Here is a 25,051-nt window from a genome sequence, read left to right on the forward strand (position 1 = left end):
GGCATTCGGCGTGCTCAGGTCGGGAAAAATATTTGATCCGGCCTTGCACGCCGCTTGACGGGGATAACAGTATCTACGCCCATATCCGGTAGATCCAGTAGCTTTCATCTTCTTTCATGGCGCGCGCCAGTTCCGTGGGACTCAAGCCCGTGATTTCGCGCGTCTCGCGGCAGAAATGCGCCTGGTCGGCGTAGCCGCCGCTGGCGGCGACGTCGGACCATGACGCCGTGCCCTGCAGGATGGCGCCGCGCTCGTCGAGGAACAGCTGTTCCGCGCGGCGCATGCGGCGCAAGGTGCGCATGGGCTGGCCGGCCCAGGCCTTGATGCGGCGCTCGATGTTGCGCGCGCTGCTGGCCAGGCCCGTCGATGCGGCCTGCACGCCCAGCCGGCGCACCCAGTCCTGGATGGCGCCGGCCGGTTGGTCGCCATTCTTGCGCGCCAGCAGCCAGCGCGGCGCGAGAAAATCCTCCACCAGCCTGACGCGGACCGCGTCGTCCGGCGCGGCCAGCACGGCGTCGGACAGGGACAGCCAGTCGGCATCGAACAGCGCGCCGAGGGGGCGGAACTGGTCCAGCAAGGCATCCATCGATATGCCCGTCAACGCATGCAGGGCGGCCGGATAAAACATCACGACAAACGAGTGCACGGGACCGGGGTTGTAGCTGACCAGCGGATACGAACGGGGGCCGCCGAACAGCGCGGGCGGCATGCGCACGTCCGGCAGCGACAGGCCCGGCGCGGCCGCTTCCACGTGGCCGGCGACGGTCCAGACGATGCTGCACATGGGCGCGGCGGGAAAGCGGTTCAGGCGCTGCGCCGGCGGCAAGGGCGCGCAGCCCGTGGTGTCGCGCACGAGGATGGCGCGCACGCAGGAAGCGAGCGCGGCGCGCGGGGCGATCAAACGGGTCAGGGGCGTAGGGGCGGCTGGCATGGCGACGATTGTACCGGCAATTTCTGGCCGCGCACGATGTCGTATTCGTTCAATACAAACGGGCCGCAATCGCGTAGAGTGTGGCCATTATTGCAAGCAATCCTCGTACTTTTACCGTATCGACAGGAGATGTTCATGCCGCCACTCGACCACGCCGCCCCCGCCGTCGCCACGCCCCTGCGCCAGATCCGCCGCCTGCCGGGGCCCTTCGCCTTGCCCATCGTCGGCAACAGCCTGCAGCTCAAACTCACGCGCATCCACCGCGACGTAGAACGATGGGTACAGCGCTACGGCCCCTTCATGCGCGCCTGGTTCGGCCGCACCCTGGTACTGGTGGTGGCCGACAGCGAGGCCGTCGGCGCCGTGCTGCGCGACCGGCCCGACGGGTTTCGCCGCCCCCTGAGCAGTTCGGTGGTCTCCGACGAAATGGGCGGCGTGCCCGGCCTGTTCCTGGCCGAGGGCACGGAATGGCGCAACCAGCGCCGCATGGTCATGGCCGGCATGGCGCCCGGCGCCATCAAAGCCTACTTCCCCGCGCTGGTGACGGTGGCGCAGCGCCTGCAGCGGCGCTGGTATATTGCCGCCACGCAAGGCCAGGCGATCGACCTCGATGGCGACCTGAAACGCTACACGGTCGACATCATCGCCGGCCTGGCCTTCGGCACGGAAGTCAATACGCTCGAATCGGGCGAAGACGTGATCCAGCGCCACATGGACGATATCCTGCCCGCCGTGGCGCGGCGCAGCCTGTCCATGTTCCCGTACTGGCGCTATGTCAAGCTGCCCATCGACCGCCGGCTGGACCGCGACGTGGCGGCCCTGTCCGCCGCCGTGGCGGACCTGGTGCAGCAGGCGCGCGCGCGCATGGCGCACGACCCGGCGCGCCGCGCGCATCCGCCCAACCTGCTCGAAGCCATGATCGCCGCCGCCGACCTGGAAGGCAGCGGCGTGACGGACCGCAACGTGGCCGGCAATGTGCTGACCATGCTGCTGGCGGGCGAGGATACGACGGCCAACACGGTGTCCTGGATGATTTATTTGCTGCAATGCAATCCGCAGACTCTGGCGAAGGCGCGCGAGGAAGCGCGGCGCCTGGCGCCCGACGCGGCCCAATTCACGATCGAGCAGATGGATAGCCTCGACTACCTGGGCGCCTGCGCCAGCGAAGCCATGCGCTTGAAGCCCGTGGCGCCCTTCCTGCCCGTCGAGGCGCTGCGCGACACGGTCATCGGCGACATCGCCGTGCCGGCCGGCACCCTCGTCTGGTGCGTGATGCGCAACGACACCGTATCGGATGCGCACTTTCCCGACCCGCTGGCCTTCCAGCCCGAGCGCTGGCTGGCCGACAGCGGCGAGGCCAACAACAAGCGCGCTTCGATGCCCTTCGGCGCCGGCTTGCGCACATGCCCGGGCCGCTATCTGGCCTTGCTGGAAATCAAGATTGCCATGGCCATGCTGCTGGGCAGCTTCGACATCGCCGGCGTCGACACGCCCGATGGCGGCGAGGCGCAGGAACTGATGGGGTTTGTGATGTCGCCCATCGGCCTGACGATGCGCCTGGCGCGGCCGCAGTGATACCATGGGGGAATCTCAGTCAACGTGCTTTCCCCATGCAAATTCACCTGGAATCGCCGCAGCAAGCGGACGTGCAAACCCTGATCGCCGAGCTGGATGCCTATCAACAAACGCTGTATCCGGCCGAATGCGTCTACTCGCTGGACCTGGCGTCCCTGCCGCCGGAAACCCTGCTGTTTGCCGTCGCCCGCGATGCGGCAGGTGCGGCGCGCGCCTGCGGCGCCATCGTCGTCACGCCCGATTTCGGCGAGGTCAAGCGCATGTATGTGCACCCGGACAGCCGCGGCCTGGGCCTGGCCAAGCGCCTGCTGGCCCTGCTGGAAGAGCAGGCGCTGGCGCGCGGCTGCCGCCTGCTGACCCTGGAGACGGGCATCCACCAGCCCGAGGCCATCGCCCTGTACGCGCGCCACGGCTACCAGCGGCGCGGACCGTACGGCGGCTATCCCGACGATCCGTTCAGTGTCTTCATGGAAAAACCGCTGCAGGCGGCCGCATGAGCGCCCCATCCGACAGCCTGCTCGACATCCGCGCGCGCCTGCGCGCCTTTGCCGACGAGCGCGACTGGGACCAGTTCCACACACCGAAAAACCTGGCCATGGCCCTGTCCGTGGAAGTGGCGGAACTGGCCGAGCACTACCAGTGGCTGCCCACGGGCGCGGATGCCGAGCTGGACGAGGCCAAGCGCACGGGCATCCGCCACGAGCTGGCCGACGTGCTGATGTATCTGGTGCGCCTGGCCGACAAGAGCGGCGTCGACCTGCATGCGGCCGTGCTGGAAAAGATGGCACTGAACGCGCAGAAATACCCGGCGCAGCAGGTGCGCGGCGACGCGCGCAAATATAGCGAGTACTGATAGGCCCACCCGTGCGTGACTGCTGCGTAAAAAAGCGTAGCATCAAGCCATGCCTACTTACCGCCCTCTTCTGCTGCCCCTGCTGGCAATGCTGTTCCATGGCACTGTTGCGCTGGCGCAAACCGCGCCCGTGCCGCAAGTCAAGGTGGACGCCACGCGCGACCCCGTCGACAAATCGTATCGCAAGATGCTGCAGGGCGTGGACCGCTTCGAGCGCGACCATGCGCTGGCGCCGCAGGCCGTGCTGCGCTTTCGTCTGCTGCCGCGCCAGCCCGGCGTGGACATGACGGGCGTGCAGCTGCGCATCGCCGGCGACACCGTCAGCATCCCCTTGCCGCTGGCCGAGGACAACAGCTTTGCCCCCGTGCGCAATGCACAGGCCGCGCGCGAGGATGCCGTGCTGATCGCCAACCGCAGGGCTTCCACCATGAGCTGGCGCGCGCAGGTCATCACGCCCGGCTTGCCGCCCGGCACGCGGCGCCTGGGCGACCTGCGCCTGGAATGCCGCGCCGGCATGGATTCGGGCCTGATCTCGAACGACCCGCAAATCATCGCCTGGCTGTCCAGCATGCTCTACAGCACCGACAAGGTCTGCTCGCAGCCGGACGGCAATTATCTGTTCTTCACGGACCGGCCCCTGTTCGGCGTGACCCTCGTGCATGGGGAGCGGCGCCTGGCCCTGCCGTTCAAAATGCTGTATGCGGGCGGCGAGCAGACGCCCGCCTCGCTGCCCTATTGCGATTGCCAGGTCTTGCTTGACCGCACGTATTACGCGCCCCTGTGGGATGCCAGCTGGCCCGACGATACCCTGCTGGAATTTGACTATATGGACGAGGTGGCGCCATGAAGTGGCTGGTATTTCCCGTGCTGGCATTGCTGGCCGCCTGTTCCGGCACGCGCGCCTTGCAGGCAAGCAAGAACGTACCTTACGCTACGCTGGAACAGACGGTACACCTTGGCAGCAGCACGCGCGAACAGGTGCGCGCCGCACTGGGCGAGAGCACGGCCATCCGTTTCGACAGCGGCAATGAAGTGTGGATGTACACCTACCCGGCCGCCTCTGGCGCGCAGGGAGAATATGTCATTTTGTTTGGCGGGGATGGGGTGGTGAAGAAGGTGCGCAGCGGGGACGTGTACCGGGTGAAGAAGTAAGAGTAACCCCACAGACAAAACCCGGGGGGAATGCTCCCAATGGGAAGCATTCCGGTCACGCAGTGACTGACCCCAGCCTTTCGCCGTTGGGGTAATTATCTTGCCTTCAGCAAGGCCCGTGCCGCCACGCCCGCGCCCGCGCTACGCCCCACGCCGGCAGCCTTGCGCTTGGGCGAGGCCTTCAATTTGAAGATACCGATCGACTGGGCCACGCTCTCGGTGCGCTGCGCCAGGCTGGTGGCGGCCGCGGCCGCCTGCTCGACCAGGGCCGCATTCTGCTGCGTGATGCCATCCATGTGGATGACGGCCTGGTTGACCTGGCCGATACCCTGGTTCTGCTCGCGCGTGGTCGAGGAAATCTCGTCCATCACTTCCGTCACGCGGGCCACCGAGGCGATCACTTCCGTCATGGTGGCGCCCGCATTGCTGGTCAGCACGCTGCCCGCATTCACGGTGGCGATCGAATGGTCGATCAGGTTTTTCACCTCTTTCGCCGCCGTGGCAGAACGCTGCGCCAGACTCCGTACCTCGCCCGCCACGACGGCGAAGCCGCGGCCGTGCTCGCCTGCGCGCGCCGCTTCCACGGCCGCGTTCAAGGCGAGGATGTTCGTCTGGAAGGCGATGCCGTCGATCAAGCCGATGATGTCGAGAATCTTGCGCGACGACGAGCTGATCTCGTCCATCGTGGTGACCACTTCGCTGACGATGGTGCCGCCCCTGGCCGCGATAGTCGATGCCTGCACCGCCAGGTCGTTGGCCGTGGCCACGTGGTCGGCGCTGTTTTGCACGGTCGATGTCAGCTCTTCCATGCTGGCCGCCGTCTGCTCCAGGCTGGACGCCTGCGATTCCGTGCGGCTGGACAAGTCCATATTGCCCGTGGCGATTTCCGCCGTGGTGATGCGGATATCCTCGAAGTTGGCGCGCACGTCGCCGATGATGCTGTGCAAGTTGATATTGGTCTGGCGCAAGGCCGCCATCAATTGACCCATGTCATCGTCGCGCACCTTGTCGATCACGCCCGTCAAGTCGCCACCGGCCATCTTGCGCGCCACCGTGATGGCGTCGCCCAGCGGCGCGACGATGGAATTGTGCAGATGGGCCCAGAAATACAGCATCAGCGCGACGGCGGCAGCGGCGGCGCCGCTGAGCCAGCTGCGCGTGGCAGTGCTCGTGTCGCCGTCGATATTCCACACGGCGCAGCCGAGGATGGCCAGCACCACGCCCAAGATGATGCAATGCAGGGCGATGTCCTGCGACAGGCTCAGCTTGCGCCACTCGGCCAGCTTGGCGGCCCAGCCCTGGCGCACGACGCGGCCATTGCGGATCGCCAGGTTCGCGCTATTGCCGTCTTTAAAACTTTTATACAGGGCTGCCGCTTCGTTGATCTGCTCGCGCGTGGGCTTGGTGCGCACGGACATATAGCCGATCGGGCGGCCGTTTTCGATGACGGGTGTGATATTGGCGAAGACCCAGTAAAAGTCACCATTCTTGCAACGGTTCTTGACCATGCCGGTCCACGGCATGCCCGTCTTGATGGTGTCCCACAGGTCGGCAAACGCTTCAGCCGGCATATCGGGATGACGCAGGATATTCTGTGGCGCACCCAGCAGTTCCATTTCTGAAAAACCGCTGACCTCAATGAAATACTGATTGGCGTAATTGATGTTTCCCTGTAAATCCGTGGTGGAAACAATCGTCATGCCTTCATTTAATACGTATTCATTTTGCGTGATAGGCGTATTGACCCGCATCGTCGCTCCTCTATTTTTATCAACTAGCATAACAAAATCATAAAAACAATATACCACATCAAGCACCCATGATATATCGCCCCGGCGGCAGTGACACTGGTCAAAAAATTTAATAAAAACCAATTCATTTATGTTTTAGAATTTACTTTGATTCAACTAGATTGATTTTATTGAATGTAAAATTCAAATTGAACGCAGACACAATAATTAATAAAAAATTATGTATCGATGCGGCAGTCAATAAATATGGTGTTTGCGCCGATAAAAAAACGCGCAAGCGCCGCAATATGCGCCGGCCCATGACGGGGCCTGTCGCCAACCATAGCGCCGCAACCACGAACATTTCTTGAGGGAAAATAAAAGCTGGCGCGAACGCGCCAGTGGGGGAACTGTCTCCAATCCGCTACACAGGCGCCGGGGAGGCGCCTGTGCAGGGACAGCTTACTTGAATGATTTACGCGGTGGCGATTTCGGACGCGGCGGCGCAGGCTTGCGCTCCGTCGTGCCGTCATCGAGGCTGATGCGCAGTTTCTGGCCCGACACGACGACCGATTTCAGGTGGTCGAGGATTTCCGGCGGCATGCCTTCCGGCAGGTCAAGCACGCTGTAGTTGTCAAAGATATCGATGCGGCCGATATGCTTGGCTTCCAGGTTCGCTTCGTTGGCGATGGCACCCACGATGTTGCTTGGCGTCACGGCGTGCTCACGGCCTACTTCGATGCGGTAGGCCGTCACGCCTGGACGTGGACGTTCCTTCTTCGGTGCGCGCGGCGCAGGTGCTGCGTCGCCCGCCTCCGCTGGCGCATCCTTGAACGCTGGCGCGGACTTGGCGGCAAACGGCTTGCGCGGCGCGGCTGGCGGCGCCAGGTCCGGCGCGTCGCCGTCACGGCTGATGCGCAGCTGCTGGCCCGCGACCCACACGGTCTTCAGCTGATCCAGCAATTCTTTCGGCATGCTGTCTGGCAAGTCCAGGACGCTGTAGTCGTCATAGATTTCGATGCGGCCGATGTTTTTCGAATCGATGCCCGCTTCGTTGGCGATGGCGCCCACGATATTGCCCGGTTTCACGCCATGCTGATGACCGACTTCAATACGGAAGGTCTGCATGCCGGCGTCGGCCGGACGCTGGACGCGTTCCTTTTTCGGGAAGGCCGGGCGTTCGCTGCGCTCGTTACGGTCGAAGCGGTCGCCCCGTTCCGGACGGTCGTTGCGCTCAAAACGGTCCTGGCGCACAGGACGGTCGTCTTGCCACGTGGCTTGCTCGCGCGCCTTGTTCTTGTCCAGCAGCAGCGGCGTATTGCCACGCGCCATCTTCGCCAGAGCGGCGGCGATTTCAATGGCGGGAATGTTCTGTTCGCGCTCGAAATCCTCGATCAGCGACTGGAACTGCTCCAGTTCGCCCAAAGCCAGGGTTTCGCTGATCTGTTCCTTGAACTTGGCGATGCGCACGTCGTTGACGGCCTGGATCGTCGGCAGTTCCAGCATGCCGATCGGCTGGCGGGTCGAGCGTTCGATGGCTTTCAGCAAGTTCTTTTCACGCGGGGTGATGAACAGGATCGCTTCACCGCTGCGGCCGGCGCGGCCCGTGCGGCCGATGCGGTGGGTATAGCTTTCCGGATCGTGCGGCACATCGTAGTTGACGACGTGGCTGATGCGCTCGACGTCCAGGCCGCGGGCGGCCACGTCGGTTGCCACGAGGATGTCGATCTTGCCGTCTTTCAACTGCTGGATCGTGCGCTCGCGCTGGGCTTGCTGGATGTCGCCATTGATGGCGGCGGCCGAGAAGCCACGCGCTTGCAGCTTGCTGGCCAGCTCTTCCGTGCCCAGCTTGGTGCGGGCGAAGATGATCATGCCGTCAAACGCTTCCGCTTCCAGGATGCGCGTCAGCGCGTCGAGCTTGTGCATGCCCGACACGAGCCAGTAGCGCTGGCGGATGTTGTCGGCCGTGCCCGTCTTGGCGGCGACCGTCACTTCGGCCGGGTTCACCAGGTAGGTGGTGGCGATGCGCTTGATGACGGAAGGCATGGTGGCCGAGAACAGGGCCGTTTGATGGCCGTCTGGCGTTTCTTTCAAGATACGTTCGACGTCGTCGATAAAGCCCATGCGCAGCATTTCATCGGCTTCATCCAGCACCAGGGTTTTCAGCTTGGACAGGTCGAGCGAACCCTTGTCCAGGTGATCGATGACGCGGCCAGGCGTGCCGACGATGACGTGCACGCCGCGGCGCAGGGCCGACAGCTGCGGGCCGTAGCTTTGGCCGCCGTAGATCGGCAGCACGTGGAAGCCGGGAATGTGGGCGGCGTACACCTGGAACGCTTCGGCGACCTGGATGGCCAGTTCGCGCGTCGGTGCCAGGACCAGGGCTTGGGGTGAGCTTTGTTTCAGATCGATGCGCGACAGGATAGGCAAGGCGAAGGCGGCGGTTTTACCCGTGCCCGTTTGCGCCTGGCCCAGCACGTCGCGGTTGGCGAGCAATAATGGAATCGTGGCCGCCTGGATAGGCGACGGTGTTTCGTAACCGACATCCTTGAGCGCGCGAATCAGCGGCTCGCTCAGGTTAAGGTCGGAAAATAAGGAAATTGGTGTATCAGACATGAAATCACTCACAAGTTCGCTCGAATCGCCCAATGCGAAAGAGTGTATCTGCTAGTTTACTCTTTACTGGACCTTACCGGGTGGAACGAGGCGGCAGAACGCCATTTTTTGCATCCTAAAACGCAGAAAAATCGGCGATCCGCACGCAATTGGTGCAAAAACCAAGCAATATTATGTGTTTTGCAATAGATTCGGCTGTTTTACAGATGCGCCTCGATATTGCTTGCCGCATCGACCGAGTGGCGCAAGAACTCCAGCAAGTCCTCGTTCAGGCGGTCCTTGTGCGTCGTCGCCAGGCCGTGCGGCGCGCCCGCATACACGAGCAATTTGCTGCCGATGATGAGCTCAGCCGTGCGCTGCGCCGAGGCGGCGATCGGCACGATCTGGTCGTCGTCGCCATGGATCACCAGGGTCGGCACGTCGAACTTGGCCAGGTCGCGGGTGAAATCCGTCTCGGAAAATTGCTTGATGCACAGGTAGGACGCCGGCATGCCCGCCTGCATGCCTTGCCGCCAGAAGCTGTCGCGCACGCCCTGCGACGGTGTCGCGCCGGGCCGGTTGTAGCCATAGAAGGCCTCGCTCAAGTCGCGGAAGAATTGGCTGCGGTCGGCCTGCACGCCCGCGCGGATGGCGTCAAACGCGGACAGCGGCAAGCCCAGCGGGTTCTCCGTGGTTTGCAGCATCAGCGGCGGCACGGCGCCCACCAGCACGGCGCCGGCCAGGCGCTCGGTGCCATGGCGGCCGATGTAGCGCGCCACTTCGCCGCCGCCCGTCGAGTGACCGACGAGGGTGGCGCCCGTCAAGTCGAGCGCGGCTATCAGCGCGGCCAGGTCGTCGGCATAGGTATCCATGTCGTTGCCATCGAAGGGCTGGCTGGAGCGGCCATGGCCGCGCCGGTCGTGCGCGATGACGCGGTAGCCGCGCGCGGCCAGATAAAACATCTGGTCTTCCCAGGCGTCGGACGACAATGGCCAGCCGTGGCTGAAGACGACGGGCGGACCGCTGCCCCAGTCCTTGTAATAAATCAAGGTGCCGTCGGCGGTACGCAGAGTATTGGTTGAATGCAAGTCAGGGGTAGTCATGGAACGCTCCTTGTCGGTGGGCCAGCGGCCATTGTGGCCGCAATCGGCTTGCGCACGCCGCGCGCTACGTCAGAGCATTGCGGTAGAGTAAGATTGCCGCTGCTTTGCTTTCCCGTATTCACTTTTGGAGTTGTCATGCGCTTTCCCGTCGTCCTCGCCGCCAGCCTGTTCAGCACGGCTGCCCTCGCCCAACCGCTCGTTGCCGAAGCGCCCTTGCGCGCCCATCTGTCCTTCCTGGCCGACGATTTGCTCGAAGGACGCGGCACGGGCCAGCGCGGCGGCGACCTGGCCGTGCGCTACCTGGAAACGCAGGCGGCCGTGGCCGGATTGCAGCCATTGAAAGATGGCAGCTACCGCCAGGCGCTGACCATCGTCGGCAGCAAGGCCTTGCCATCGAGCACAGTGACCTTCAGCGCAGGCGGCAAGACCTTGTCTCCCGCCTTCGGCAAGGACATCGTCTTTGGCGCGGCGAATGGCCAGCAGACAGTGGCGTTCGACGCGCCCGTGGTGTTTGCCGGCTACGGCATCCGCGCGCCCGAGGAACGCTGGGACGATTTCAAGGGCGTCGACTTGAAGGGCAAGCTCGTCATCATGATGGTCAACGACCCGCAGCCGACCGCCGCCGAGCCAAACCGTTTTGCCGGCAAGTCCCTCACGTATTACGGCCGCTGGGTCTACAAGTACGAGGAAGCGCTGCGCCAGGGCGCCGCCGGCGTCTTGCTGATCCATACGACCGAGTCCGCTTCCTACCCGTGGTCGGTGCCCGCCAACGGTTTCGGCCATGAACGCTTCAACCTGGCCGGCGCGGGCAATGCGATGGAAGGCTGGCTGCAGGAAGACATGGCGCGCGCCCTGTTCCAAGCGGGCGGACAGGACCTGGACGCCCTGCGCGCCCAGGCCGAAACGCGCGAATTCCGCCCCGTGGCCCTGAACGCGACGGTCAGGGTGGCACTGAATAGCCAGGTGCGCAGCATCGAGCAATTCAACGTGGCCGGCATCGTGCCGGGCACGGACCCGAAGCTCAAGGATGAAGCCGTCATTTATTCGGCCCACTGGGACCATCTGGGCAAGGATGAGGAAGGCAGCGCCCGCGCAGGACAGAGCGACCATATCTACAACGGCGCCATCGACAACGCCTCGGGCGCGGCGGCCCTGCTGGCCATGGCGCAAGTGGCCGTGAAACAGCCGGCGCGGCGCACGCAGATCTTCCTGTGGCCGGCCGGCGAGGAAACGGGCATGCTGGGCAGCACGGCCTACACGCGCAAGCCCCTGTGGCCGCTGGCCAAGACGGCAGCCGACCTGAACCTCGACAGCATGAATTTCGTCGGCAAGACGCACGACATCGGCGTGGCCGGCGCCGAGCGCAGCAGCCTGTATGCGAGCGCCGCCAAGGTCGCCAAGCGCATGGGCTTGCGCCTGGCGCCGACCATCCCCGACCTGTCCGGCGCCTTTTACCGGGCCGACCATTTTGCCTTCGCCAAGGCCGGCGTGCCCGCCTTCAACGTGGGCTCGGCCGTGTTTTCCGGCGACGGCTCGTTCGACTTCGTCAAGGAGCCGAAGGCGTCCAGCGAGCGTCTGGTCGCGTTTAAAAAGGATTACCACCAGGTCACCGATGAGTATCACCCGTCGTGGGACTTGTCGGGCATGGTGCAGCAGGCGCAGTTCACCTTGAACCTGGGCTACGAGGTGGCGAACGACAAGAATTTGCCGGTATGGAACAAGGGCGAGGCATTTGGAAAAGTGAAACGCTGACGTCAAGCGTAGGTCGGATTAGCGGGGCATCGCCCTGCGTAATCCGACAACATTGTCAGCGGAGTTGGTGGTGTCGGATTACGCGGCGTAGCCGCTAATCCGACCTACCTCGTTGATTCAAATGGCCATGATGCGTTTCAGGTCGACGAATGCCGTCTCGTACAAATGCTGGAACGCGCCCACCATGACCTCTTCCACGCCTTCGGCCGCGTCGAACTCGCTCGACCATTCGGCCACACAGGAAGCGGCGCCCGGTTCGCCCGTGACGCGCAATGTGGAGCGGTAGTTCTTGACGGGGATCGGGCCCGAGACGATGGTGTAGCTGTAGCTCTTGTCCGCTTCGCTGTAGCTTTGCAGGCGTTCGGCGATGATGGCGCCGTCCGTGGTTTTCAGGCGGCGCACGCGGCCGCCATGTTCGGACAGGCTGGTCTTGATGGAGCTCGACCATTCATTCAGCGACTGGAAGCCGCCGATAAAATCCCACACGCGTTCGGCGCTTGCCGCCAATGTTACAGAAACAATTACTTGGGCCATCTTTAATTCGGTTCCTCATCCAGGTTTGCCGGGCGCCGCGCCCGGCCGGCCGGAGTTGCCCGGCACAGCCGCTATTTTAGCGCCCATGCGGCTTTGCTGCTGAGCAAAGCATGGCAACTGGCCAGCCTGGGGTGGCTGCCTTACAGATTTTCCGCCAAGAAAATCAAGGAATTGCCGTGCGCGTGGGCGGCGGCACGCTGCTGGTAGCTGTCGCGGTGGGTACAGTTGAAACCGTGCTCGGCGCCCGGGTAGATATGGATTTCCACGTCTTGCCGGTCTTCGAAGCGCTCGGCGATCGTTTGCACGGCTTCCGGCGGAATATGGCTGTCCTGGCCGCCGAAATGCATGAGCAGCGGCACCTGGATCTTGTCAGCCAGGTCCAGCTTGTTCTGGATGCCGCCGCCGTAATAGGCGATGGCCGCGTCGACCAGGCCGGCCGCGGCCGTTTGAAACGACAGGCGGCCGCCGAAGCAGTAGCCGACCGAAGCGAGCTTGCCCGTCGCTTCCGGACGCGCGCGCAGGACGGCGACGGTGGCGGCGATATCGGCGTCGGCGTGCGGATTGTCGGTGGCCTGCATCAGTTCGACGGCACGCTTCCAGCCGTCCGCGTCATAGCCGAGTTCAATGTGCGCGCCGGCGCGCCAGAACAGGTCCGGCACCAGCACCACATAACCATCGGCCGCGTACTGGTCGGCCACGGCGCGGATGTGCTCGTTGACGCCGAAAATTTCCTGCAACAGGATGATGGCGGGGCCCTTGCCCACGTGCGGCACGGCCAGGTAAGCCTGGAAGCTGCCGTCCGGGCCGGCGATATCGATCCACTGCGAAGTTGTGCTCATAGAAACTCCAGTCTGAGGTTGGGGGAGGATGCCACAAGCAGGCATGTTACTGGTTTTTCGCCGTGTCTGCGCCCGCCCTTGGTCCAGGCTCAATACATCTCGCGCAGGTAAATCACGGGACCCGATCTGAGGATGCCAAAGACGACGTGCCCCAGGGTGCTGGGCAGGTAATGCAAGCCGCTGACAGACACGTCGACGCTACCCGCCACGCCGGGTGCCAGCAAGACCAGTTGCCCATTGGGTGGAGGCAAGGCGCCTTGCTTGAATGCATAGGTGCCGCCCTGCACTTTCAGAACGCCATTGCACGCGCCAGTGCCCGAGGTAAATCCCTTGCCGCAGTTGGCTAGCGTGACCCCGGCACTCCCGAACTGCGTGACGCTATCGGACACATTGCCCAGCCAGCCGCTATTCCAGTATTGCACCTGTACGGGCAGGCGTATCGGCAGGCGCTCGGAACCGTAGCTATGGGGCACCATGATGCGGCCCGTAAGCACGGTCAGCTTCGCTTCCGTGCCGGCATCGGACGGCGCCGACGTCACGGCGGTGCCGCCGGCATAGGTAGTGGTGGCACGGAACAGCACGTCGGTCGGCGGCGCCAGCGCGACCGTACCGGCCGGTACCGCAAATGCGCCGGGAAAGCGGTAGGCGATCTGGCTGCTGGCCACGCCCGCCGTGAAGCTGGCCGGCGCGATGCCCGTCACGCTGGTTTGCGCGGCAGTCCCGTCACTCAGCCGGCTGCCCGACGGCGCCGCCGGCGGAAAGGCCGTCAGGCCCGTGGCGGCATCGTAGGCGCGCAAGGCCACCTGGGTCGTCAAGGCCGTGTCGCGCCCGTCGAAGTTGAGCGTCGTCCCGTTCGTGGCATTCTGCGCCGTGACGCGCAGCTTGAACGGCTGCTGCGCATAGATGAAACTGCCCGCCGCGCAGGACAATGGCGCCTTGCAAGGCATGGGCTCAGTGCCAGGCACCTCCGTGACGAAGTGGTGCGGGATGAATTGCACGCTGTTGCTGGCGCCCGTGGTGAACGGCGGGATGACGCCGTTGACGGCGGGCGGCGGGGCCCCGAGGTAGGTGGCCATCGTCGCCGTAAATTGGACGGTGCCCGCTTCCGCCCAGCTCAGGTTGCTGGCGGTGCCGATGCCGTTGTTAAAAGTCAGGCTGCCCGCGACTGCGGGGTTGGCGGCGCCGGAAAAGGTGGGCGCGACGAGACTACTGCCCAGCAGCACCGTCTGCGCCGTCGTTTCCCTGCCAAAATTGGCCGTCACGGCGTCGGTCACATTCACGGCCGATACGCTGATGCGGATGGCGGGCGCCACGGGCAACGCGGCCAGGCCCGCCCGCTGCGGCGTGGCGATGGCGCTGAACACGAAACGCTGGGGCCCCACGATGACAGTGCCGCTGCCCGTCATGGTCAGGCCGCTGTCGCTGCCGCTGGCCGGGGCATACGTGGCCGTCAGGCCCAGCGCACCCGCATCGGCGTACAGCATGTTCGGCGTGGCCAGGCCGTTGGCATCGAAGGCCAGTTGCACGGCGGTACCGTTCGCGCTGCAGGCACTGCCCGCGTTGGCGGCCAGGGGTTTATACGTGCCATCCTTGTCCTGTATGCGCGCGGGCAAGGTGCCCGTGCCGGGATTGGCGTAGTTGCAGCGCAACTGCAAGGTCTTGTTCTGGTTGGCAAACAAGGGCACGCAGGCGCGCGGATTCGATGCCGACGCCTGCAGCGCGCTGATGGCGATGGGCCCCTCGGCCTCAGAATAACGGGGGAGGCCGCTCACCTGCAGCGCGCTGCTGACAAATGCCATCTGACAATTGGTCACGCTGCCGTCGACGCTGCTCTTGCAGACCAGCGCCCCCGTCGTCGCCGGCGTGCTGCTCAGGCCCAGGGGAACGTTGCTGGCCGGCGTGGTCTGCGCCACGCTGGACGCGGCCGTGCCTGTCGCCGGTAGGGTCGCGTTGAGTTGTGCCACGGCGCCGCCCGGCGTCAGCGTGACCTGGGCCGCGCCCGTGTAGACGGTGCTGCAGGCCGCGTCGGCGCAGGCCGTCACAGTCACGGGCGCGGGCGCACAACTGAGCGCCGCAGGCGGATGCGTGATCTGGAAGTGATCCGGCCCGGCCTGGGTGCCCGGGCCGCACTTCGGCCCCATCGGCTCATTGAAAGCCCAGCCGCTGTTGTTCGTCACGCAACTGCACGGGTTCGACGGCGTGTACGCCTTGCAAGTGATCGTCTGCTGCACGCGGCCCTGCCAGCCCAGGGTGATGTGGTCGACCTTGGCGTTGCCCGTGATATAGGCGTTGGACGAGTCGAGCGTCACCTCGCCGGCGTCCACATTGCCCTTGATGCCATTGCCGGAAGCGATCGACAAGGAATTGCTGGCGTCCACGTCGCCCGTGACGAGCAGGCCCGATGCCTTCAAGTCGATCGTCGGCGATTTCAGATTGCCCGTCACCTGGCTGCCGGAACCGATGGTCAGCGAGGTGGTCGCCGTGATATCGCCCTGGATGCGGGTACTGGAGGCCAGGATATTGACGACGGTGCCGCTGATGGGACCGTTGATGACGGAACCCGAGGCGATTTCCACCGGGCCCTTGGCGCTGATCTTGCCCGTCACCTTGACGTTGTTCGAGCCCATCTTGATGGTGGTGGCGGAAATATTCGCCGTAATGGTCTGTTCCTGCGCGCCCATGAGGAAAGTGCCGCCCTCGGCACTCAAGCTGCCCCCCGTCACTTTCAGGTTCGACGGATTGATGTCCTTGATGTCGAGATTGCCCTTGACCGTCAGCGCGGCATTGCCGCTCATCGTCAAGCCCTGGTTGTAGCTCATCGCCAGGGAACTGTTGACCGTCACGCCATACGCGCTGCCGATGACGATGACGTCGGTGGAGCCCAGCACCAGCGAGGCGCACGTGTATTGCAAGCCGTCCGTGCTCAGGCTGCAGCCGCTGACGGTGCCGCCATTGAAGTTGAGCGTGGCCGCGTGGGCAAGCGAGGAGCCCAGCAGCAATGTCAGGGCGGCAAAAAAGTGAAGTAAGCGCACGATATCGAGGAATCCGGTGGGTGGGGAGCCAGCGGGCGCGCGGATTATTCCATGCTAATCTACGCCATCGCTGTTATTGCATTATGGCAGTATTTATCTCCTTCACGCATATCGCATGATCAAGCAAAGCCCCAAAGAATTCCCCCTGCGCACCGTCGACATCATCGTCTATCCCGGCTTCAAGGCGCTCGAAGCCATCGGCGCCATGAAAGTGTTTGACTACGCCAACACGCATTTGCGCCTGCGTAATCTGCCTGGCGGCTACGACGTGCGCATCGCCTCGACGGCCATCGGTCCCGTCGAGTCGGACACCCTGATGTCGCTGCACGCGAGCAAGGCGCTCGATGCGCACCGCTTGCCCGACCTGGCCGTCATCGTCGGCTGCCACCACGTCGAGCAGGTGCTGCAGGACATTCCCGCCCTGGCCGCCTGGGTGGCCGAGGCCGCGCCCCGCATCGATACGCTGGCGGCGCTGTGCACGGGCTGCTTCTTCCTGGCCGAGGCCGGTGTACTCGACGGCAAAAGCGCCGCCACGCACTGGAGCGCCGTGGACAGCCTGCGCCAGCGCTACCCCCTGATACAGGTCAATGCCGATGCGATTTTTGTGCGGGAAGGGAAATTCTGGACGTCGGCCGGCGTGACGGCCGGCATCGACCTGGCGCTGGCCCTGGTGGAAGACGATTTCAGCCGCGATATCGCGCTCGAAGTGGCGCGCGACCTGGTCGTGTATCTGAAGCGGCCCGGCGGCCAGTCGCAGTTTTCCGTGCACCTGTCGAGCCAGATGACGATGCATCCGACCATCCGGCAATTGCAGGGCTGGATCATGGAGCATCTTGCCGACGAGCTCACGGTGCCGCTGCTGGCAGCCAGGCTGGCCATGAGCGAGCGCAATTTTACGCGCGTCTTCCAGCGCGAAACGGGCACCAGTCCCACGGAATTCATCGACACGGCGCGCTTCGAAGTGGCGCGCCGCTTACTGGAAGACAATGTGTCTTCCTTAAAACAGGTGGCCGTGCAGGCGGGTCTGCACAGCGAGGACAGGCTGCGGCGCCTGTTTCAAAAGAAACTCGCCATCACGCCGCGCGACTACCGCGAGCGCTTTTCCAGCACGGCGCGCTAGGCGCAGCGAAGGTCAGCGCGGCTTGCCGTGACGCACGTGGCGCGTGGCCACTTGGCGGCTTTGCCGGGCCAGCGGCGTAAACAGCAGTGCGCACAGCAGATAGGTGGCCAGCAGCGCCAGCCAGATGGCGGGCGTGGCGAGGATGGCGACATTGCTCCACCACAAGGCCAGCAGGGAAGACAGGGCCGCGCCGAGGAAGACGGGCAGCATGCGGCGCAAGGTCGCGAGATAGGCAGTGGCAAACATGGACGGCTCCCAAAGCAAGACATGATGTCTTCACACTAGCAGGGGCAGGCAGCGAAGTACAGCCTGCCGCCCAGCCCCGTCCGTCAAGTGTTGCGCAATGAGTACATCCGATAAGATTAGTACAACACGACGGAACGGATCGATTCGCCGCTCTTCATCAGGTCGAAGCCTTCGTTGATGCGTTCGAGCGGCAAGCGGTGCGTGATCAGGTCGTCAATGTTGAGCTTGCCTTCCATATACCAGTCGACGATCTTCGGCACGTCCGTGCGGCCGCGTGCGCCGCCGAAGGCCGAACCGCGCCATTCGCGCCCCGTCACCAGCTGGAACGGACGCGTGGAAATTTCCTGCCCGGCCGCCGCCACGCCGATGATGAACGATTTGCCCCAGCCCTTGTGCGTGCACTCGAGCGCCTGGCGCATCAGGGTCGTGTTGCCCACGCATTCAAAACTGTAGTCGGCGCCGCCGTCCGTCAGCTGCACGATGGCGTCGACCACGTTGTCCACTTCGTTCGGGTTGATGAAATGCGTCATGCCGAACTTGCGGGCGATGGCCTGGCGCGCCGGGTTGATGTCGATGCCGATGATCTTGTCGGCGCCGACCATTTTCGCCGCCTGGATCACGTTCAGGCCGATGCCGCCCAGGCCGAACACGGCCACGTTGGCACCCGCCTCGACCTTGGCCGAGAACAGCACGGCGCCCACGCCCGTCGTCACGCCGCAGCCGATGTAGCAGACCTTGTCGAACGGCGCGTCTTCGCGGATCTTGGCCAGGGCGATTTCCGGCACGACGATATAGTTCGAGAACGTGGACGTGCCCATGTAATGGAACAGCGGCTGGCCATTCAGCGAAAAGCGGCTGGTGGCATCCGGCATCAGGCCGCGGCCCTGGGTCGAGCGGATGGCCTGGCACAAGTTCGTCTTTTGCGACAGGCAGAATTTGCACTGGCGGCATTCCGGCGTGTACAGCGGGATGACGTGGTCATCCTTCTTCAGGCTTTTCACGCCCGGGCCCACGTCAACGACGACGCCGGCGCCCTCATGGCCGAGGATGGCAGGAAAAATACCTTCCGGATCGGCGCCGGACAAGGTGTAGTAATCGGTATGGCAAATGCCCGTGGCTTTGAGCTCGACCAGTACTTCGCCGGCGCGCGGGCCGGCCAGGTCGACTTCTTCGATGGTCAGCGGAGCGCCCGCCTTCCAGGCAATCGCGGCTTTGGTTTTCATGGGGTGTCTTCCTGCTCGGTTTCAGATGCGCCATTATCGGACGCCGGTGAGCGGGGCGGCGCAAGGGACCCCGCGCTTGTCTGAAAACGCGGCGCATTTGTCCGATGGCGCCGCACGTTTGTGCCAGCTCAATCTTCCCGCCCTACAGACGCGCATTCTTGGCACAAGCCCAGCACCGATCGAGCAGCCATTGCCGCGTTCCCGCAGGAGACTGACATGCGCCCTTTCCTTCACCGCTCTGCCCGCCCTTGGCTGGCCCTGCTGCTGGCATGCTGCCTGGCCCTGCTGGCCGCCTGCGGCGGCGGCCAGCACCACCCGACGCCCGGCGCGACCACGGGCGATCTGACCGTCACCATCGGCGGCTTGCCGGCCGGCGTGGCGGGCGCCGTCACGGTCACGGGGCCTGCGTCGTACAGCAAGACATTGACGGCAAGCACCACCTTGACGGACCTGGCGCCCGGCGCCTACGCCATCAATGCCGCCAGCGTGGCGCAAGGCACGGGGACCTTGGCGCCCACGCCCGTCACGCAGCAGGTACAAGTCAATGCGGGGGCGACGGCCAGCGCCAGCATCCAGTATGCGGCGACCGCGCCGCTGGCCCTGCGCCTGCAGGAAGTGGCCAACGGCTTGAGCTCACCCCTCTTCCTCACGGCGCCGCCCGGCGACAGCCGCCTTTTCATTGTGGAGCGTCCCGGCCGCATCCGCGTGGTGCAGAACGGCAACCTGCTGGCCACGCCATTCCTCGACATCAGCACGCTCACCACCACCAGCGGCGAACGGGGCTTGCTGTCGATGGCCTTCCATCCACAGTACGCCAGCAATGGCTATTTTTTCATCTACTACACCAACCTGGCCGGCGATATCGTCATCGAGCGCAGACAAGTGTCGGCCGGCAACGCCAACGTGGCCGATCCCCTGTCCGCGCTGACCATCCTCACGATTGCCCACCCCACGTTCAGCAACCACTATGGCGGCTTGCTCAGTTTTGGGCCGGACGGCTATCTGTATGCGGGCACGGGCGACGGCGGCGGTGGCGGCGACCCGCCCCGCAATGCGCAAAACACGAATGTGCTGCTGGGCAAGCTGCTGCGCCTGGATGTCAACGCCAGCACGGTAGCCCAGCCTTACGCCATTCCGCCCGGCAACCCATTTGCCGGCACGGCGGGCGGGCGCGGAGAAATCTGGGCCTACGGCTTGCGCAATCCGTGGCGCTACGCCTTCGACGTGCCGGCCCAGCTGCTGTACATCGCCGACGTGGGCCAGGCCAACTGGGAGGAAGTCGATGTGCGTCCCGTGGGCCAGGCGGGCAACAACTATGGCTGGAACATCATGGAAGGCGCGCACTGTTACAACAGCGCCAGTTGCAATCAGGCGGGTCTGGTATTGCCCGTTATCGAATACGACACCGGCAGTGCGGGCAACTGCTCCATCACGGGCGGCTATGTGTACCGGGGCACGGCCTTGCCGGAACTGACGGGACAATACCTGTATTCCGACTACTGCGGCGGCTGGCTGAAAAGTTTCAGCTACAGCAATGGCGCCGCCTCCGCTGTGACAGACTGGGGCATCACGAACGTGGGCAACATCCTGTCCTTTGGCCAGGATGCGCAAAACGAGCTGTACATGCTGAGCGGCACGGGCAAGGTGTACCGGATTGTCCGTAAATAAGCATAGGCCAGTCAGCGTGCGCAAGCAGTCATGGCAGCGCACGCCTGTGGCGGCGTTTTTCGACGGGGCACGGCGAACCGGCTAGAATTGGATTTTTTCGCCGCGCCCTGCGCACCAGCCCAAGAGAACACCATGGCCCGTTTGAAACTTGAATTCCCCGAAGACCAGTACTGCTATTCCTCGCAACTGACGGTACGCACGACGGACATCAACGCCGGCAACCATCTCGGCAACGATTCCATGATTTCCATGATTTCCGAGGCGCGCGCCCGCTTCCTGTTCGAATATGGCGTGCGCGACATCGAAGCGGACGGCACCGGCATCATCGTCACCGACCTGGCCACCACCTACCGCGCCGAAGCCCATGCGCGCGACCAGCTGCTGTTCGAAGTGGGCGTCATGGATTTCAACAAGTATGGCGGCGACATCACCTTCCGCATCACGCGTCCGCGCGACAACACCCTGATCGCGATGGCCAAGTCCGGCTTTGTCTTCTTCAACTACAAGCGCAGCCAGGTCGTGCCCATGGCGGAAGAGTTCGCAAGCAAGTTTCCACTGGTGAACTGGATCGATTGAAGGATCGATTAAACGGGCCGTCATGCCGCCATGCTGTATGCTTATCAGGAAGACATTAAATCTGGAGCGGCATGCAATCAGCAATCACGGCAAGACTCTGCCTGGCCCTGGCCCTGCTGGGCATGTTGCCGCCCGCCCTGGCCGCGCCGCAAACCGTCATCCTGTACGGCGACGATGACTATGCACCGTACAGCTATGTGGAAAACGGCGCCTTCAAGGGCATGTACATCGATATCCTGCGCCAGGCGGCCAGCCGGATGCCCGGGTACCGGCTGGAACTGCAGCCGCGCCCCTGGAAACGGGGGCTCGATGCGCTGGAAAAAGGCAAGGTTTTCGGCTTGTTCCCGCCCGGACGCAAGACGGAACGGCCATACGTGCAGCCGTACTCGGCCATGCTGCACCGCGAATCGGTGGTGCTGTTTTGCCATGACGCCGTCATGCGCACGCCGCGCACGCACTTCCCGGCCGACTTTGCGGGCCTGACCATCGGCGTCAACACAGGATTTTTACTGTCAGAAAAGTTAATGGCGCCCGCCCGCCAGGGGCTGCTGCGCCTGGATGCGGCCAAGGGCAATGAGGCGAATCTGAAGAAACTGGCCCTGCGGCGCATCGATTGCTACGCCAGCGACCGCGGCGCGGCACGCCATACGGCGCGCCGGCTGCAAGGCGAACTGGCCGGCTACGGTTTTCACTTGCGCGAAGTGCTGGAACTGTCGTCCGAAGCCACCTACATCGCCTACAGCGCGCGCAACACGCCTTCCTACAAGACCGATTTCATCGAGAAAATGAATGCCGCCCTGCTTGCCATGCGGCAGAACGGCCAGCTGGCGCACATCGAAGACGCTTATTTGCGTTGATTACCTGCGCTGAACGGCGCGCGACTGCAAGGTCAGGACGGGACTGCTGCGGCCCTGGGGCTTGACGCCGAAGGTATTCTTGAACCACTCGTCGATCATGCGCTTTTCATAGCGCAAGGCATCGTTGCTGGAATAACGGTTGATATGTTGCAAATAGGACATATCCGACAGATACGCGTTGCCGCTGGCAATGACTTTGCCATGCTGCTCGAGCGTATAGCGCAAGCGCAGGCGCGGCCAGTCAGCACGGCCCGTCATCACGCGCACATCGAAGGCGCCGCGGCGGGCCGGGTCTTCGCGTCCCGCCAGGTCGACATCGGTGATTTCGATCCTGAGGTCCTGACCGGGGGGCAAGCTCTTGCCCAACCAGCTGAAGTGATCCGCCAGGCCCGCCAGCACCTGCTCCCGGTCGCGCGAGCTGAACGGCACGTCGGAATAGTCGTCGGGTTTTTCGAACGTCACCTGGACGCCCGCCCAGGCACTGCTGCCCGCAGCCAGCGCCAAGGCGGCTATCCATGTTTTCGTCATCGTGGAAATACGCATATGCCTTCTCTCCAGAAAGTTCACGGCCCGGCGGCAACTCCATGCCGGCCTCTGCCTACCCTGCCTGACTATAGCCTGAAGTGAACATTTCCGGAGCGCAATACGTTTCGCGTGGCGCCACGCGACTGACCGGGCCGTTTACTTGCGCGCGTGGCGCTTTACCTTGATGCCAAAGGTATCGGCATACCAGTCATCGATCATCAACTTTTCATAGCGCAACTTTTCATTGCTGAAGTAAGGATTGAGACGGGTCAGGTACGACATGTCGGACAGGGCAGCATTGCCGCTGCTGATGACCTTGCCATCCTGTTCCAGCACATAGTGCAGGCGCAAGCGCGGCCAGTCGACCCGGCCATTCATGACGCGGATATCCTGGCCCGCACGCAGCGACGGGTTTTCACGTCCCGCCAGATCCACGTCCGTGACGTCGATTTTCAAGGTTTGCCCGGGCGGCAACAATGCGCCCAGTTTCTCGAAATGCCGGCTCAGTTCCTTCAGCACGTCGTCGCGGTCCTGCGGATTGAACGGAACGTCCGTGTATTGATCCGGTTTGCTGAACCGCACTTCAGTTCCTGCCCAGGCCGCGCTGCTGGCCAGCAAGGCCAGGCCGGCGATCAGGGCGCGTGTCGTTTGCTTTTGCATGGTGTACCCTTTCAGGAAATATGAGTGGCATGGAGCCACTTCTTATGCCTGTCCAATATAGCGCGCTCCAGTCCCTTCTGGCGCGTAATTCATACCTTGTTACTTTTCCGGTTTTTCGCCAAGAAGGAAAGACGCCGTATTTTTTTGCAGATTCATTAGCAATATTAATTAAAACAAAGTATTGTCTTGAAAATATAGTTGCCTAAGCGATAAAGTATAGATAGTGTAGACAGCATGGATTTAAAGTGCTTTTTTAGCACGTGTGTTGCATGATTTTAGTCAATTGTTCTTGCTTATTGTTAATACTTAGCGGTCGGTCTACAATCGACAGAATGCGCCCGAAAAACGCGCAACGCCGGTCATGGCGCACAGGAATTCCTGGCGCGGGCGTCTCAGCATTGCGTCAGTTATGCCTTTTAGCGGAACTCGCCCTTATGTCATTTTTGTCATCTGCATCGCCCAAGTTACCTCCCTGGAAAGTCCTGCTCGTCGATGATGAACCCGACATCCACGACATCACCGAACTCACGCTGAGCCGTTTCCGTCTCGAGGGCCGCGCCCTGAGCTTTGTGCATGCGTACAGCGGCGCCGAGGCCAAGCAGGTGCTGGCGCGCGAAGAAGGCATCGCGCTCGTCTTCCTCGACGTGGTGATGGAACGCGAAGACAGCGGCCTGGAGGTGGCGCGCTGGATGCGCGAAGACCTGGGCAACCAGTTTACGCGCATCGTGCTGCGCACGGGGCAGCCGGGACAGGCGCCGGAAGAACGGGTGATCGTCAACTACGACATCAACGACTACAAGGAAAAAACCGAGCTCGACCGCACCAAGCTGTTTACCACCACCTTTGCCGCCCTGCGCGCCTACCGCGACATCATGAAGGTGGAAGAGGCGCGCCAGGCCCAGCTGCACTACCGCGAAGGCCTCGAGCGCGTCATCGCCGCCTCGGCGCACATTTTCAAGCAGCGCAACCTGCGCGACTTCGCCAGCGGCCTGCTGCAGCAAGTCGTCGCCCTGCTGCGCCTGGAAACGAGCATGCTGCTGCGCCTGCGCGGCGCCAGCGCCATCACGGGCGAGCAGGACTATGAAATCCTCGCGCAGATCGGCGACCATGAAGCCGATGGCGGCATCCTCAGCCCGTCACTGCTGTCGCAGCTGGACGACGCCAAGAGCAATAAAATTTCGCGCCTGCATGGCGACACCTATGTCGGCTATTTCCCCAACAGCAGCGGCAAGGCCTCCCTGCTGGTGCTCAAGGGCGTGGAAGAGATTTCCGACCTCGACGCGCAGCTGCTGGAAGTATTTTGTTCCGGCGTGGCGATCGCTTTCGACAACATCCTGCTGACGCAGGAAATCACCGATACCCAGGCCGAGCTGATCCTGCGCCTGGGCGACGTGGTCGAATCGCGCTCGCACGAAGGCGGCAACCACGTGCGCCGCATGGCCGAAGTGTGCCAGCTGCTGGCGCAGGCCTCCGGCATGTCGGAAGAGGAAACCATGGTGCTGCGCCACGCGGCGCCCATGCACGACATCGGCAAGATTTCCACGCCCGACGCCGTGCTGCTGAAACCCGGCAAGCTCGACGCGGCAGAGTGGGAAATCATGAAGCAGCATCCGACGGTGGGCATGTCCATCCTCGACGGTTCGCAGCGCCCGCTCTTGAAGGCGGCCGCCGTGATCGCCCACCAGCACCATGAAAAATTCGACGGCAGCGGCTACCCGCAAGGCCTGGTGGGCGAAAACATCCACAAATACGCGCGCATCGCCGCCGTTGCCGACGTCTTCGACGCCCTCATGCACAAGCGCTGCTACAAGGATGCCTGGCCCCTCGAGCGCGTGGTCAGCTACCTGCGCGAAGTGAGCGGCAGCCATTTGGACCCGCAGTATGTGGAGTTGCTGATTGCGAACCTGGACGAGGCCCTGGCGCTGAATCAACGTTTCCCTGATTAAAAGCTGGCGTAGGTCGGATTAGGCCGCAGGCCGTAATCCGACACCACCGGCAGCCACGCCAACGATGTTGTCGGATTACGCGATCTGCACACCAGCAAAACACGCTTCGGCTCAAGCCCCCAACACAGGTATTC

The 25,051-nt window shown here is 63.4% G+C and carries 22 protein-coding genes; 11 read left to right on the forward strand and 11 right to left on the reverse strand.

The genetic code is table 11. From position 1 onward, the window contains the following. Positions 1-73: 73 nt before the first annotated feature. Positions 74-931, reverse strand: coding sequence for a helix-turn-helix domain-containing protein (locus AC1Q6X_RS21230; protein WP_492498324.1), 858 nt, complete (start codon positions 929-931; stop codon positions 74-76). A gap of 135 nt (positions 932-1,066) precedes the next feature. On the opposite strand from AC1Q6X_RS21230, the gene AC1Q6X_RS21235 reads away from it, so the two are divergent. Genes AC1Q6X_RS21235 through bamE form a run of 5 tightly spaced genes read left to right on the forward strand, consistent with a single transcriptional unit; the run spans position 1,067 to position 4,511 of the window. Further along, complete coding sequence (locus AC1Q6X_RS21235; protein ID WP_492498325.1) at positions 1,067-2,506, forward strand: cytochrome P450; 1,440 nt, start codon at positions 1,067-1,069, stop codon at positions 2,504-2,506. A gap of 35 nt (positions 2,507-2,541) precedes the next feature. Further along, on the forward strand, positions 2,542-3,003 hold the full coding sequence (locus AC1Q6X_RS21240) for a GNAT family N-acetyltransferase (RefSeq protein WP_492498326.1): 462 nt from the start codon (positions 2,542-2,544) through the stop codon (positions 3,001-3,003). Then, positions 3,000-3,359 (forward strand): nucleotide pyrophosphohydrolase, encoded by a 360-nt coding sequence (locus AC1Q6X_RS21245; protein ID WP_070217713.1) that lies wholly within the window; start codon positions 3,000-3,002, stop codon positions 3,357-3,359. Before AC1Q6X_RS21240 ends, AC1Q6X_RS21245 begins: the two co-directional genes overlap by 4 nt. A 49-nt stretch (positions 3,360-3,408) precedes the next feature. Further along, positions 3,409-4,206, forward strand: coding sequence for a hypothetical protein (locus AC1Q6X_RS21250; protein ID WP_492498327.1), 798 nt, complete (start codon positions 3,409-3,411; stop codon positions 4,204-4,206). Then, complete coding sequence (gene bamE, locus AC1Q6X_RS21255; protein ID WP_230506525.1) at positions 4,203-4,511, forward strand: outer membrane protein assembly factor BamE domain-containing protein; 309 nt, start codon at positions 4,203-4,205, stop codon at positions 4,509-4,511. The genes AC1Q6X_RS21250 and bamE overlap by 4 nt, the downstream gene beginning before the upstream one ends. A 95-nt stretch (positions 4,512-4,606) precedes the next feature. On the opposite strand, the gene AC1Q6X_RS21260 is transcribed toward bamE, so the two are convergent. From AC1Q6X_RS21260 to AC1Q6X_RS21270, 3 genes are all read right to left on the reverse strand, one after another. Then, a complete protein-coding gene (locus tag AC1Q6X_RS21260; RefSeq protein WP_492404101.1) occupies positions 4,607-6,262 on the reverse strand; it encodes a methyl-accepting chemotaxis protein in 1,656 nt (551 codons plus the stop codon). A gap of 441 nt (positions 6,263-6,703) precedes the next feature. After that, positions 6,704-8,857 carry a DEAD/DEAH box helicase gene (locus AC1Q6X_RS21265; protein WP_492498328.1) on the reverse strand — a complete coding sequence of 718 codons (2,154 nt, stop codon included), beginning with the start codon at positions 8,855-8,857 and terminating at the stop codon, positions 6,704-6,706. Between the two features lie 200 nt (positions 8,858-9,057). Beyond that, the gene (locus AC1Q6X_RS21270; protein ID WP_492498329.1) at positions 9,058-9,939 is read right to left on the reverse strand and encodes an alpha/beta fold hydrolase; all 882 of its coding nucleotides are present in this window, start codon (positions 9,937-9,939) and stop codon (positions 9,058-9,060) included. A gap of 135 nt (positions 9,940-10,074) precedes the next feature. Here AC1Q6X_RS21270 and AC1Q6X_RS21275 point away from each other — a divergent pair, with 135 nt between their 5' ends. Then, complete coding sequence (locus AC1Q6X_RS21275) at positions 10,075-11,691, forward strand: M28 family peptidase (RefSeq protein WP_492498330.1); 1,617 nt, start codon at positions 10,075-10,077, stop codon at positions 11,689-11,691. A gap of 117 nt (positions 11,692-11,808) precedes the next feature. Here the strand turns inward: AC1Q6X_RS21275 and AC1Q6X_RS21280 are convergent, their stop codons facing one another. From AC1Q6X_RS21280 to AC1Q6X_RS21290, 3 genes are all read right to left on the reverse strand, one after another. Beyond that, a complete protein-coding gene (locus AC1Q6X_RS21280; RefSeq protein WP_492404108.1) occupies positions 11,809-12,225 on the reverse strand; it encodes an SRPBCC family protein in 417 nt (138 codons plus the stop codon). Between the two features lie 140 nt (positions 12,226-12,365). Beyond that, positions 12,366-13,064: a dienelactone hydrolase family protein gene (locus AC1Q6X_RS21285; protein ID WP_492498331.1), complete on the reverse strand. Its 699-nt coding sequence runs from the start codon at positions 13,062-13,064 to the stop codon at positions 12,366-12,368. Between the two features lie 89 nt (positions 13,065-13,153). Next, entirely contained in the window at positions 13,154-16,096 is a 2,943-nt protein-coding gene (locus AC1Q6X_RS21290; protein ID WP_492498332.1) for a DUF6701 domain-containing protein, read from the reverse strand. Between the two features lie 115 nt (positions 16,097-16,211). Here AC1Q6X_RS21290 and AC1Q6X_RS21295 point away from each other — a divergent pair, with 115 nt between their 5' ends. Further along, the gene (locus AC1Q6X_RS21295) at positions 16,212-17,216 is read left to right on the forward strand and encodes a GlxA family transcriptional regulator (RefSeq protein ID WP_492498333.1); all 1,005 of its coding nucleotides are present in this window, start codon (positions 16,212-16,214) and stop codon (positions 17,214-17,216) included. Between the two features lie 12 nt (positions 17,217-17,228). Here AC1Q6X_RS21295 and AC1Q6X_RS21300 read toward each other — a convergent pair whose 3' ends face one another. After that, positions 17,229-17,462: a hypothetical protein gene (locus AC1Q6X_RS21300; protein ID WP_070312575.1), complete on the reverse strand. Its 234-nt coding sequence runs from the start codon at positions 17,460-17,462 to the stop codon at positions 17,229-17,231. 116 nt (positions 17,463-17,578) lie between these two features. Next, on the reverse strand, positions 17,579-18,685 hold the full coding sequence (locus AC1Q6X_RS21305) for an S-(hydroxymethyl)glutathione dehydrogenase/class III alcohol dehydrogenase (RefSeq protein ID WP_492498334.1): 1,107 nt from the start codon (positions 18,683-18,685) through the stop codon (positions 17,579-17,581). A gap of 216 nt (positions 18,686-18,901) precedes the next feature. On the opposite strand from AC1Q6X_RS21305, the gene AC1Q6X_RS21310 reads away from it, so the two are divergent. From AC1Q6X_RS21310 to AC1Q6X_RS21320, 3 genes are all read left to right on the forward strand, one after another. Further along, positions 18,902-20,353 (forward strand): PQQ-dependent sugar dehydrogenase, encoded by a 1,452-nt coding sequence (locus AC1Q6X_RS21310; RefSeq protein WP_492498335.1) that lies wholly within the window; start codon positions 18,902-18,904, stop codon positions 20,351-20,353. A gap of 132 nt (positions 20,354-20,485) precedes the next feature. Next, positions 20,486-20,929: a thioesterase family protein gene (locus AC1Q6X_RS21315; protein WP_070217768.1), complete on the forward strand. Its 444-nt coding sequence runs from the start codon at positions 20,486-20,488 to the stop codon at positions 20,927-20,929. Between the two features lie 71 nt (positions 20,930-21,000). After that, on the forward strand, positions 21,001-21,786 hold the full coding sequence (locus AC1Q6X_RS21320; RefSeq protein ID WP_083287435.1) for a substrate-binding periplasmic protein: 786 nt from the start codon (positions 21,001-21,003) through the stop codon (positions 21,784-21,786). Here the strand turns inward: AC1Q6X_RS21320 and AC1Q6X_RS21325 are convergent, their stop codons facing one another. Continuing rightward, positions 21,787-22,329 (reverse strand): DUF3016 domain-containing protein, encoded by a 543-nt coding sequence (locus AC1Q6X_RS21325; RefSeq protein WP_492498336.1) that lies wholly within the window; start codon positions 22,327-22,329, stop codon positions 21,787-21,789. It abuts the gene before it with no gap. A 138-nt stretch (positions 22,330-22,467) separates the two neighbouring features. Next, the gene (locus tag AC1Q6X_RS21330) at positions 22,468-22,971 is read right to left on the reverse strand and encodes a DUF3016 domain-containing protein (protein ID WP_492498337.1); all 504 of its coding nucleotides are present in this window, start codon (positions 22,969-22,971) and stop codon (positions 22,468-22,470) included. Positions 22,972-23,405: 434 nt separating this feature from the next. On the opposite strand from AC1Q6X_RS21330, the gene AC1Q6X_RS21335 reads away from it, so the two are divergent. Beyond that, the gene (locus tag AC1Q6X_RS21335) at positions 23,406-24,917 is read left to right on the forward strand and encodes a DUF3369 domain-containing protein (RefSeq protein ID WP_070292411.1); all 1,512 of its coding nucleotides are present in this window, start codon (positions 23,406-23,408) and stop codon (positions 24,915-24,917) included. The last annotated feature ends 134 nt before the right edge of the window (positions 24,918-25,051 follow it).

The sequence above is a fragment of the Janthinobacterium sp. GW823-FHT06H09 genome (assembly GCF_058794735.1).